Annotated in this window: 5 protein-coding genes and 1 pseudogene; 4 read left to right on the top strand and 2 right to left on the bottom strand. The window is 36.4% G+C overall.

The features are described 5' to 3' along the window. Nucleotides 1–6 precede the first annotated feature (6 nt). The 3 genes from SJW71_RS18105 to SJW71_RS18095 all read left to right on the top strand — a co-directional run bounded on the left by SJW71_RS18105 (nt 7) and on the right by SJW71_RS18095 (nt 3505). Nucleotides 7–834, top strand: coding sequence for an ABC transporter ATP-binding protein (locus SJW71_RS18105; protein WP_274796093.1), 828 nt, complete (start codon nt 7–9; stop codon nt 832–834). After that, the gene (locus SJW71_RS18100) at nt 831–1598 is read left to right on the top strand and encodes an IucA/IucC family C-terminal-domain containing protein (protein ID WP_431811318.1); all 768 of its coding nucleotides are present in this window, start codon (nt 831–833) and stop codon (nt 1596–1598) included. The genes SJW71_RS18105 and SJW71_RS18100 overlap by 4 nt, the downstream gene beginning before the upstream one ends. 551 nt (nt 1599–2149) lie before the next feature. Next, nucleotides 2150–3505: a YjiH family protein gene (locus SJW71_RS18095; protein WP_274796097.1), complete on the top strand. Its 1356-nt coding sequence runs from the start codon at nt 2150–2152 to the stop codon at nt 3503–3505. A 291-nt stretch (nt 3506–3796) separates the two neighbouring features. Here SJW71_RS18095 and SJW71_RS18090 read toward each other — a convergent pair whose 3' ends face one another. Further along, entirely contained in the window at nt 3797–4117 is a 321-nt protein-coding gene (locus SJW71_RS18090) for a general stress protein (RefSeq protein ID WP_144787983.1), read from the bottom strand. Between the two features lie 385 nt (nt 4118–4502). After that, nucleotides 4503–4655, bottom strand: a pseudogene (locus tag SJW71_RS18085) (tyrosine-type recombinase/integrase); the annotation flags it as partial. Nucleotides 4656–5504: 849 nt separating this feature from the next. Between SJW71_RS18085 and SJW71_RS18080 the strand changes: the two are divergent. Beyond that, entirely contained in the window at nt 5505–13565 is an 8061-nt protein-coding gene (locus tag SJW71_RS18080) for an isopeptide-forming domain-containing fimbrial protein (RefSeq protein WP_431811317.1), read from the top strand. The last annotated feature ends 64 nt before the right edge of the window (nt 13566–13629 follow it).

Below are 13629 nucleotides of genomic sequence, written 5' to 3'. Positions count from 1 at the left end.
AGGAATATGAGAAATGTCTTAGAAGCACGAGATTTAAATGTTAGTTATGGAGATAATCTTATTTTGGAGGATTTGAATCTTCAAATACCTAAAGGGAAAATAACGGTACTGGTAGGTGCCAACGGTTGTGGAAAATCCACGCTACTTCGAACGTTTGCACGACTTCAAAAAGCGAAGTCAGGTGACATATTATTAGAAGATGATCAACTACATGCCATTTCTACCAAAGAAGTGGCAAAACGTTTAGCTATTTTACCACAGGGTCCTGTTGCGCCTGAAGGATTAACCGTCCAACAATTGATTAAGCAAGGTCGCTATCCCCATCAAAGCTGGTTAAAGCAATGGTCTACTGAGGATGAAAAAATTGTGGAGAATGCACTTACGGTTACACAGATGACTAAATTTGCTGATCGACCAGTGGATGCATTATCTGGCGGTCAACGGCAACGTGTGTGGATTGCCATGACATTGGCTCAAAATACAGATCTTATTTTACTAGATGAGCCCACAACTTATTTAGATATGGCTCATCAAGTAGAAATTTTAGATTTACTATTTGATTTAAATGAAAATGAAGGCCGTACTGTTGTCATGGTGTTACATGATTTAAATTTAGCATGTCGCTATGCCCATCATATTGTTGCTGTGCGTGATAAACAAATTTATGCGCAAGGTAAACCTGAGGAAGTGGTAACAGCCGAGATGGTACAGGCTGTCTTTCGTATGGACTGTACCATAATAAAAGATCCGTTATTTAGTACGCCATTATGTGTCCCTCATGGTAAAGGACGATCAGTGAATGAGGAGATTTTAGAGGAGGTAGGGATCAGTTGAGTGTAAAACTGTCAGCTGAAGAAATAGCCATACTTGTAAGAGATTATCGATTGACGAAGGAACCCATTATAAATTCAAACTACTCTTTATGCGCTCAAGAATTATTGAATACTAAACAAGCTTTAAAATATTTACAAAAAATTGCACCTTTCTTCCAATCTCCATCTATTCTCGTTACAGCATCGCTATTTGCTAAGCGCTACAGTGTTTTAACTATGGCTTCAGCGTTTTATGCGATGTCGAGATTTGATAAAGGTATACCTGTTCATATCGACAATATCTGGATAGAAGCAGAAAATAATGCAAAGCCGTGGCTTCCCAAAATTCGATTAATCGATAGCACGGTCTCAGAGCCTATACTAGACCGTAATCAATGGCGTGATGAGGTTCTTAGAGGAATTTTTGCGGACAATCTTGCGAAAGTATGGCAATCTTTAACAATTATAACGAAGATTCCAAAAACAATCTTGTGGGAAAACACCGCAATTTATGTCAATTGGTTATATGAAACAAAATTAAAAGAAGATGCCAGCGAGCAAGAGCTAGCACGTATCCAAGAAGATTATCATTACATAGTAAAGCAAGCGCCAGGTATCCTTTTTGGTGAAAGAAAAAATCCTTTGACCCACTATTGTGGACCTAAAGTGACAATTGAGGAATCCGAGCATCCAGTTCGACTGAGAAAAACGTGCTGCTTCTACTATCAAACCTCTGATGAAACAAAAGACTTTTGCATCTCCTGTCCTAAAATAAAAAGACCATAATAATCCCAAAGTGAGTGAATAGACAACTTATCATTGTATAGTTGTCTATTCACTTATTTTATCTTCAGCCCCATTCTTTTTTTCATTAATCTAGAATGAAGTTTATTTTAGAATATATTATTATATAAATATAACAAAACAATAATTACATGTATAAATATTCAGAAAATTGTAAGGTTGAACCAAACATATTGTAGCGTTTACAATAGTTTTATAACACAATTATGTTATAAAAACATGAATGAAGTAAGTCTTTTTCTGGCTAAAACTCAAAACTTCAAAGTTTTTATAATAGTTCTATAACAGAGGGAGGAAAGAGGTATTGAATGAAAACGGCATATCCTAGCTCGTAGAACGTGGCAACAATCAAAGGGGAGGAAAGTAATATAGTTAATTATTAACACTATATGTATTGTTGGTATGTATTAAAATAGTTACAGGTAATTTTGTTTGGTATGAATGTTATAGTAGCAAATTTCTATATGACTAGCTAAAAATACATAATGATCAAGCTTTCTTGCGTAAAAAGAGAAATGGGGTTTTATAAAAAAATGAAAAAATATTCTAGTTCTACATATTTCTATTTTATTATTCCTTCTTTAATCGGTATTTTCTTATTCATGACACCGGTATTAACTGAAGAGGGGTGGAAAGTACCAATAGCAATATTAGCAAATATTCTTGCGGGGATTGTGGCTCCAGTTATTAGTTACTTTACGATCTTAATGTTTGCAATTTCAGCATTTGGAGCACTTATTGCTAAATTTATTCCTCGAAAAAATGCGAAAGAGCCTAGTATTTTAGATACATTGTTTTATGTAAACTGGTTTTGGACGATAACACGATTTATCGGATTAATTTTTGCTTCCATGGTTGTCTTTAATTTTGGACCGTCTGCGATCAACAATGAAAATACTGGTGGACTACTAATGGATCCAAATGGTGGACTTGTGACGTTCCTATTTACCATTTTTTTATTTGCTGGATTCCTCTTACCTTTTTTAACAAATTTCGGTTTACTTGAATTTTTCGGCACAATGATGGTAAGAATCATGCGACCCCTATTTAAGAGTCCTGGTCGTTCTTCAATCGATGCTCTTACATCATGGGTTGGTGATGGTACGATTGGTGTGTTAATGACTAGTAAGCAATATGAGATGGGGAACTACACGAAGAAAGAAGCAGCTATTATTGCGACAAGTTTCTCGGTTGTATCTATCACATTCTGTATCGTTGTATTGGATACTGTGCACCTGGCACGCTATTTTATTCCTTATTATTTAACAGTTGTGCTTTGTGGGATTGTGTTAGCCATTATTATGCCAAGAATTTATCCACTTGCTAAGAAGGAAGATACATATATAGATGGTACGCCAGTAGACTATTCGCGTGAAAAATTGCCAGAAGGCTATAATTCTGTCTCACATGGTCTAGAAAACGCTCTAGCTGTTGCCCATGCAAACCGAGATCCACGTCAATTTTTAAAAGATGGATCTAGAAATGTCATTGATTTATGGATTGGAGTTGCTCCGATTGTAATGGCTTTCGGAACAATTGCCTTAATGCTTGCCGAATTTACAAGCATCTTTGTGATTTTAGGGAAGCCATTTGAGCCAATTTTAACAGTACTCGGTTTACCTGAAGCAGCAGAAGCGGCTCAAACGATGGTTGTAGGCTTTGCCGATATGTTCCTACCTTCAATTTTAGGAGCAGGAATCGAATCGGATGTTACTAGATTTGTTATTGCAGTGGTATCTGTTTCACAGCTGATTTATATGTCAGAAGTGGGTGGCCTTATTCTGGGTACAAAAATTCCATTGAAATTCTTCGATTTAGTTGTTTTATTTATCCTGCGTACACTGATCACTCTACCAATTGCAGCATTGATTGGTCACTTACTCTTCTAAATAAGGAAAAGGAAGTTTAATAGATCACCATTTTAAGATAAGAATCATTAATCTATAACAATTTTGAATAAAAATCCTGTGTTTATATGCAGGGTTTTTTCTTATTCCATAATCGAGCCATATTGTCGAAGAAGATTCTTTAATGAAGAAGATGAAAATTTCATTGACAATAAAGAAGGATGTTTTATACTGACTTGGTTGAAAGGCTATCTGGAATACAGAGTCGACGGAATACGAGGAGGACTTGTAAAATGAAAAACAAACTCGGGAATTTACTTCCCGAGTTTGTTTTTACTTATTGGCAACAATGACCAATTTACCTGTATCCAGTTCCTTTTCGAATTGAGCAGCTTCCGATTCACTTAATCCGACAGAAGCTAACTCGTTGCGGAGTTCATCTCCACGGGAATTCACCAGGTTCTTCATAGTAGTCAGGAACCCTTGCTCGCCAATACCAGCTTCTTCTGTCCCGAGTGCTTCGTTAATATCATCTTCACGTTCTTCATAGTGCGCAAAGATGTAAATGTTATCTCGAAGATATCCTTGTGCTTCTAATTTCTCCACTTCTTGTTTCGCCTGTACTACGTTTTCTACTGTCAATTTGACTGTCATTATTTATCCCTCCTATATATGTTCACGTTCAATCTATTCCACTAAATTGAATGAATAAAACATCTTTTTAGTTTTAATTATGTTAGAGTGGCATTAACAACTAATGGAATACTAATGAACAACTCGAAAACATTGTAAGTTGTTATTCTATAATTGGGCACTATTCTGGTAACAAGGAAAGTGCCTTTTTGATTAATTAGAGTTCGAAACTATCACTATTTTTTAGGTTGTTGAAAATCCTTGTATGAAAAAATCTTTCATTGAACTAATAGAAAGGTGGGAGAGTGAAAGACACATGTTATCCGAAGCATGGAAAAGGTATCAACAGGATAAAAAAAATCGAGGGAGATTCATCGCTTACATTAAAAACATATTGTTTTCAATAACCGTTATTAATCATATGCGTTGATACTATGTCGTAATTGATGCGGATGTATACTTTTTATACCAGCCCGATTTGAGATGCGCTTGATAATATATCTTAAATTATCAATGCTCATTTGCCTTTCGGTCTTCTGTCCGTAATAAACAAACAAGGTGCGCCAAATGATGTCTTTTAAAGTTTACTGTGTCATGAAAAGAGTGAGACTACAAAGATATACGCTAAGCAGAGCGGAAAGCTAAGACAGGATTTTTACAGTAGATACTTTTAAAATTAAATAAATTTAACTTTAATACAATAAGACACTCATGTAGAAATGGGTGTTTTTTGTAATAGAGCCAATTTCTTTAGTAAGAAAAGAAGCTTACTTCATCTAAGGAATAAGCTCGGATTTAGTTACCTGAACAATATATTTACCTAGAATTTTGAAAATAAATAATATATATTCGTTCTGAATAATAAGATTTTGTTGTCAATAATAAAATTGTATAAAATTCTTTTAGTATACTATTAATATAGTGATGAGAAAATTTAAAACCTTGGTACAGGCATTCGTTGCTGTATCAAGGTTTTATTTTATATAGGAGAATGACATTATTACCCAAAAGAGTAAAAAGTATTAGAGGATAGTAAGCATAAGGTTTTGCGTGATGATTATATAATAATTCAAATCACTTAATTAACAGTCTATTATAATGTTAAATTTTTACTTTTTAATTAATTCTTTTAACTAAAAAAATGAAATTGTATGTGCGAATTATATTAATAGGTAAATAATTCCTACAACCTATTAATTTTATTTTAAGATAAAACGATAATCATTATGAATATAGTGGAAAATGAAGTGACTAATGGTAAAACCTAAAGTGATATTAATCTCGGAAGATATTCTAAATCCAAAAAACCTTGAAAGGGGGGATATTGTTTTTTAATAAAAAATTTCTATTTAGAAGGGGGAGTTACTTAGTTTGATTGTAAATATTACAACTACATAGGAGGAGAATAATGGGGCGTAGCATATATTGTTCTAGGAAACTTAGCATATTCCTAATTTTCGTATTACTATTTCAAAGTCTGTCTTCTTCAATTATTTCTGTAGCTAGTGCAGAGGAGTTAATTGGTAACTATGAGGAGAATTTGTATTTTACTGAAAAAGGCCAAAACGAGAAAATACAAGAGTTTAAAGTAGAAAGTCAATTGTTTTCTTTTGACTTAGTATTACAAGATGGGCAGGATACAGAATCGGTATTACAGCTGCCAGAAGGTCTTTCCTTTAATTTAGATAATCCTTTGCAAGAGGGACTAACTTATGATGATAATACAAGAACTGTGAAAGTAGATTGGACAAAGTTAAACGATTTTGAACAGAAGAAACGAGCGTCATTATCATTTACAAGTAATCTATCAAGTAGTGTAGATTTACAAGCAAAAACGGAGCGTAATAGTCAAACTTATTACTCACAGCCATTAAAACTTGTATTCGTGCCTTCTGAAGTTGAAACAACAACTGAGCAAACATCAAATGAAAATACAACTGCGGAAGAAATGATAGAAGAGATTCCAAAAGAAGAAAACACAGTAGAACAAGCTCAGACAGAAGAATTAACAGAGGAAAATGTAGAGACAAAAGAAGGCACTGATGAAACAACGAGTGAAACAAATTCTGTTCCCTCAGAAAAGCCTACTCTACAACCTGAAAGTTTAGCTAATATACAAGCAATAGGAGATACGTTTTCAAGCCAAGTACCAGTATATTCTTTTGATGGACAAAGTGAAATTACAGTATTTAATAAAATTGGGCTTTATCATCTCCAAGCTATAGGTGGTAGTAACGTTTATGGTTATGATGTTTCAAATGATCCAAAAATAAAAGGCAGATATATCGATGCTGATAATGATTCATCAACCTTTAGCAGTAGTTCAATGGAGTATGTTCCTAATGGAGAAGTTGTATCTGCTTATCTTTATATTTCCCCGGATAATATAAAAAGTTCAACAGATACACAGCCTACCTTTATCGAAGGCCCAAAAGGTGGAAAAATTTTTTTTGATAATAGTATTGAAGGCGTATACGATATAACAGACTTTGTGAAACAAGAAGGCGCTGGTCATTACTGGGGGAAAAACTTATGGTTACAGAACCCATTGTCTATTCCATGGGGTAATGATGCATTAGCAAACTGGGATGTCGTCTTTGTTGAAAAAAATGAGAGTTTGCCACCAATGATGACAAAATTGAATTATTATAATGGTATTCACACTGGTACACATCCAGACTTTACTGCTACTTTGTCAGATCAACCTTTTTCAACAAAGCAAGAAGGTAGTTTAAAGGGAAGCATGGTGGCCAGTGTATATGGTGGAAATCAAAATATAGACAATGATCAATATAGAGTTATTGCCTATAAAGATAACCAAGTTGTTAATGATTCATACATGAGCGACAGTGCTAGAGATGGTAATAACTTTTGGAATGGAAGTATTACGAAAAATGGTCAAAATATAGGAGGTAGAAATCCTGATAGGAGTCCTGCTAATACAGATATATTTAACTTTGATTTTACCGATTCTCCATATTTCCCAGCAGGGATAGATCGGATAGATCAAATGTTTACAGCAAAACCTATAAATGCGATGGGAAGCACAGATGGGTACGCTCCACATTTTTGGGGTGTAGCATTAGAAGTGATTCCTACTAAATTAGAAATTAGCAAGAATGTTAAAAATAAAGAGACAGGCAAGACAAATTATGAAGTTGGTGACACTGTTGTATATTCGATTATTGCCAAAAATTCAGTAAGCGAAACAGTGGCGAAAAATGTAATTATTGAAGATGTGGTGCCAGAAGGGTTAGAAGTTGTCCAAGGAACTTTACAAGCAAGTCATAATATAGTTCCTGAATATAACAACGGGAAAATCACTGCAAACTTCGGCAATGTATCTGATACAGACGAGCGTATTATTACGTTTGAGGCAAAAATTTTGGATAACCAAGTGGGCAATACGATAAAGAATATTGCAAGTGTGAAAAGTGACGGGTTAGATCCAATAGATGCAAAAACAGAGTTCAAAGTGGACTCAAATGTTCCGACTGAACCACCAACAAATTTGCCAGATGCTTGTGCTGCAGATGGCAGTCAACTGACATATAAGTTTGATAGCTTCTCAAATGAAAACTTAAGTCAGTTTTCCGTAAATGGTGTTGCAGAAGTACCAGAAGGTGAGAGTTTTCTAAGATTAACACCATCGGCTATAGGTGTAGCTGGAGGGGTTTTTAACAAAACGCCGCTTAATCTAAAAAACAATTATTCGTTTAGTACAGCCTTCTCATTTAGAATGAGTGATCCATATATACCGGGTGACGGGATAACCTTCACGGTCCAAGCTAAAGATTCTAGTTCGTTAACTGCTGGAGGCGGGATAGGATATCAAGGCATTCAACCTAGTTTTACTGTTAAGTATGACACTTATCATAACGTGGATTATGGCGATCCTTCTGCTAATTACATTGGAATCGCGCAAAATGGGGAGATAATAAATCAGGCTGGTTGGTATACCGATTTGAATCAGTATAATGCAAGTAACGGAACCAATTTTGTTTTATCTAACGAATCCCTATATTATACATGGATTGACTATGATGGATTAACGAAGAATGTCCAAGTTTATCTAAGTACTTCTTCAGATAGAGCAAGTGCTAAAAAAGTGTTAGATGTCAATGACATAGATCTTGGAACAATATTTAATGGTAAACCTATATATGCCGGTTTTACCGCTGCAACAGGGTCAGCTTATGAAAATCATGATATTTATAGCTGGTATTTCGTAGGTGACGCAGCTCCCATAGGAGCGGCATGTGTCTCAGCTACAAAGTCTGTCAGCCCTATAGGCGACGTATTTGTAGGAGATGAGTTAACCTATGAAGTAAATGTAAAAAACAATGGCGGAGGTATCGCATCTAGTGTGGTATTTGAAGACGCCATCCCAGAAGGTACAGAATATGTACCAGGTTCGTTAAAGATTATCAACGGCCCAGACAAAAGTGATTTGACAGATGCCGATGACAGCGACAAAGGTTATTTTGATGGGAATAAGGTAATTGTTAAGTTAGGTGACTTGCCTATCATTAGTACTTTGCCAGACGGTATTACTGTTCAATTTAAAGTAAAAGCGCTAGTAAGTGGTGCTGCAGGTACAACGGTAGTGAATAAAGCGCAAGTTAACTATAAGAATAAATTAACAAATAAAGATGAGACAACAAATTCCAATGAAGTATCTACGTTAATTAATCAAAAGGGTCCAGTCCTACAATCTGAAAAAGTTGCAGTGCTAAAAGAAAAAGCCGCTGGTAATACCGATGCGGCAAATCCAGAAGTTGGAGATACATTACTGTATACGATTTATACCCAAAATACTATTTCTAATAGTATGATTAAAAATTTAGTTATTTCAGATGCTATACCAAAAGGGCTTGAATACCAACCAGGTAGCATAAAGCTAGATGGTGTATCAGTAACAGATGAACAAGATACAGATAAAGGCCATTTTGTAGATGGGGTTATTACAGGACAATTTGGTGATATTACGGATATAGATTGGCATGTATTAACGTTTGAAGTAAAAGTCCAAGCGGGTCAAGCAGGATTGGATATTAAAAATGTAGCGACAGTGACAGGCGATAATATTCCAACCCCAGATAAACCGGAAGAGGTAGTCAATGTTTATCCACGTGGCGCACAATTAGCGTCGGAGAAATCATCGACTATTAAAGAAAAGGCTTCAGGAAATACAGATAAGGATCACCCAGAGGTGGGCGATACGCTCCTGTATACAATCAAAACTCAAAATACGTTAACAGATAGTCTAGTTAAAAACTTAGTCATCTCGGATGTGATACCAAAAGGACTTGAGTACCAATCAGGTAGCTTAAAAGTAGATGGCGTAGCAGTAACGGATGAACAAGATACAGACAAAGGCCATTATGCCAACGGCACTGTAACCGGCCAATTCGGTGATATTACGGATACAAGCTGGCATGTATTAACGTTTGAAGTAAAAGTCCAAGCGGGTCAAGCAGGATTGGATATTAAAAATGTAGCGACAGTGACAGGCGATAATATTCCAACCCCAGATAAACCGGAAGAGGTAGTCAATGTTTATCCACGTGGCGCACAACTAGCGTCGGAGAAATCATCGACTATTAAAGAAAAGGCTTCAGGAAAAACAGATAAGGATCACCCAGAGGTTGGAGATACGCTTCTGTATACAATCAAAACGCAAAATACGTTAACAGATAGTCTAGTTAAAAACTTAGTCATCTCGGATGCGATACCAAAAGGGCTTGAGTACCAACCAGGTAGCTTAAAAGTAGATGGCGTAGCAGTAACGGATGAACAAGATACAGACAAAGGCCATTATGCCAACGGCACTGTAACCGGCCAATTCGGTGATATTACGGATACAAGCTGGCATGTATTAACGTTTGAAGTAAAAGTCCAAGCGGGTCAAGCAGGATTGGATATTAAAAATGTAGCGACAGTGACAGGCGATAATATTCCAACCCCAGATAAACCGGAAGAGGTAGTCAATGTTTATCCACGTGGCGCACAACTAGCGTCGGAGAAATCATCGACTATTAAAGAAAAGGCTTCAGGAAAAACAGATAAGGATCACCCAGAGGTTGGAGATACGCTTCTGTATACAATCAAAACGCAAAATACGTTAACAGATAGTCTAGTTAAAAACTTAGTCATCTCGGATGCGATACCAAAAGGGCTTGAGTACCAACCAGGTAGCTTAAAAGTAGATGGCGTAGCAGTAACAGATGAACAAGATACAGACAAAGGTCATTATGCCAGCGGCACTGTAACCGGCCAATTCGGTGATATTACGGATACAAACTGGCATGAACTAACGTTTGAAGTAAAAGTCCAAGCGGGTCAAGCAGGATTGGATATTAAAAATGTAGCGACAGTTACAGGCGATAATATTCCAACCCCAGATAAACCGGAAGAGGTAGTCAATGTTTATCCACGTGGCGCACAATTAGCGTCGGAGAAATCATCGACTATTAAAGAAAAGGCTTCAGGAAATACAGATAAGGATCACCTAGAAGTGGGCGATACGCTCCTGTATACAATCAAAACGCAAAATACGTTAACAGATAGTCTAGTTAAAAACTTAGTCATCTCGGATGCGATACCAAAAGGGCTTGAGTACCAACCAGGTAGCTTAAAAGTAGATGGCGTAGCAGTAACAGATGAACAAGATACAGATAAAGGCCATTTTATAAATGGGGTTATTACAGGACAATTCGGTGATATTACGGATACAAGCTGGCATGTATTAACGTTTGAAGTAAAAGTCCAAGCGGGTCAAGCAGGATTGGATATTAAAAATGTAGCGACAGTTACAGGCGATAATATTCCAACCCCAGATAAACCGGAAGAGGTAGTCAATGTTTATCCACGTGGCGCACAACTAGCGTCGGAGAAATCATCGACTATTAAAGAAAAGGCTTCAGGAAATACAGATAAGGGTCACCCAGAAGTGGGAGATACGCTTCTGTATACAATTAAAACGCAAAATACGTTAACAGATAGTCTAGTTAAAAACTTAGTTATCTCGGATGTGATACCAAAAGGACTTGAGTACCAACCAGGTAGCTTAAAAGTAGATGGAGTAGCAGTAACAGATGAACAAGATACAGATAAAGGCCATTTTATAAATGGGGTTATTACAGGACAATTCGGTGATATTACGGATACAAGCTGGCATGAACTAACATTTGAAGTAAAAGTCCAAGCGGGTCAAGCAGGATTGGATATTAAAAATGTAGCGACAGTGACAGGCGATAATATTCCAACCCCAGATAAACCGGAAGAGGTAGTCAATGTTTATCCACGTGGCGCACAACTAGCGTCGGAGAAATCATCGACTATTAAAGAAAAGGCTTCAGGAAATACAGATAAGGATCACCCAGAGGTGGGCGATACGCTCCTGTATACAATCAAAACGCAAAATACGTTAACAGATAGTCTAGTTAAAAACTTAGTCATCTCGGATGTGATACCAAAAGGACTTGAGTACCAACCAGGTAGCTTAAAAGTAGATGGAGTAGCAGTAACAGATGAACAAGATACAGATAAAGGCCATTTTATAAATGGGGTTATTACAGGACAATTCGGTGATATTACGGATACAAGCTGGCATGTATTAACGTTTGAAGTAAAAGTCCAAGCGGGTCAAGCAGGATTGGATATTAAAAATGTAGCGACAGTTACAGGCGATAATATTCCAACCCCAGATAAACCGGAAGAGGTAGTCAATGTTTATCCACGTGGCGCACAATTAGCGTCGGAGAAATCATCGACTATTAAAGAAAAGGCTTCAGGAAATACAGATAAGGATCACCCAGAGGTGGGCGATACGCTCCTGTATACAATCAAAACGCAAAATACGTTAACAGATAGTCTAGTTAAAAACTTAGTCATCTCGGATGTGATACCAAAAGGACTTGAGTACCAATCAGGTAGCTTAAAAGTAGATGGCGTAGCAGTAACGGATGAACAAGATACAGACAAAGGCCATTATGCCAACGGCACTGTAACCGGCCAATTCGGTGATATTACAGATACAAACTGGCATGAACTAACATTTGAAGTAAAAGTCCAAGCGGGTCAAGCAGGATTGGATATTAAAAATGTAGCGACAGTGACAGGCGATAATATTCCAACCCCAGATAAACCAGAAGAGGTAGTCAATGTCTATCCACGTAATCCAATTTTGGAATCTAGTAAAACTGCTGTGAATGCACAAACAGGAAAGAACAATTTTGAAGTTGGAGACACGATAGTTTATACAATTAAATCACGTAATAAAGTATCTGAAAGTATCATTAAAAACTTTACGATTACAGACAAGCTTCCTACAGGCATACAATATGTAGAAGATAGTATTAAAGTTAGTCATAATGGTAAAGGTTCATTCAGTAATGGCGCTGTAATCGCGGAATTTGGTGATGTGAAAGATACGGAATGGTATACAGTCTCATTTGAAGCTAAAATCTTGTCGGGACAATCCGGCGAGGAAATCAAAAATATTGCTGCTGTTGGTGGAGACAATATTGATGATCCGGATAAGCCAAGTACGGATATCCAAGTTTTACCGGTTGATATAAAGTTAACTAAAGAAGTAGATAAAGCAAAAGCAAATATAGGTAATCTTATAACCTATACAATTGAAGCTAAAAACGAAGAAAAAATTGAATCTTGGAATGGTACAATCAAAGATAAACTACCTGCTCATGTTGAGCTAGTTCCAGGGTCTACTATTTTAAATGGCAAAGAATTAATGGATACTGATGTTTGGAAAAATGGTGAGTTAATTATTCAACCTGTCGTATTAAAAGCGGGGGAAACAGCTACTATTAAGTTCAGAGTAAAAGTGTTACCAAGTGCTTTAAATGCAACAATAGAGAACATAGCAATTGCATATGACTCAAAAAATAATGAAATTACAACACCTCCAGCTAAAACAGAAGTGGTTCAGGTAGTTCCGGATGGCAATACTAATACAGACGGTAATACTGGTACGGATGGTAATACTGGTACGGATGGTAATACTGATACGGATGGTAATACTGGTACGGATGGTAATACTGGTACGGGTGGTAATACTGGTACGGGTGGTAATACTGGTACAGATGGTAATACTAATACAGACGGTAATACTGGTACAGATGGTAATACTAATACAGACGGTAATACTGATACGGATGGTAATACTAATACAGAGGATAATACTGGTACGGATAGTAATACCAATACAGACGGCAATATTGGTATGAATGGCAGTTCTAATACAGACAGTAATACTAGTAAAGATGCTAATAGTATTGATAGTAATACAAATGAAAGTAATATTACCCCAGAAGACTATACGAAAAAAGAGAAACAGCAAATATTGCCTCAAACAGGTGAAAAGCAGACAGGTTTTATGAACCTTATCGGTATTCTCTTGGTTGGATTTGCACTTTTTGGTCTTTTGAATAGAAAAAGAGTTTAGAAAAGATATTTATTAATTAACCAACAACAGCACTTGGAAATGTATCCGAAATTGGATAGTTTAA

It is taken from the genome of Lysinibacillus sp. FW12 (assembly GCF_050817245.1).
Lineage (GTDB): Bacteria > Bacillota > Bacilli > Bacillales_A > Planococcaceae > Lysinibacillus > Lysinibacillus irui.
Note: the sequence above shows the minus strand (reverse complement) of the source record. Positions and strands in the feature narration are given on the sequence as shown.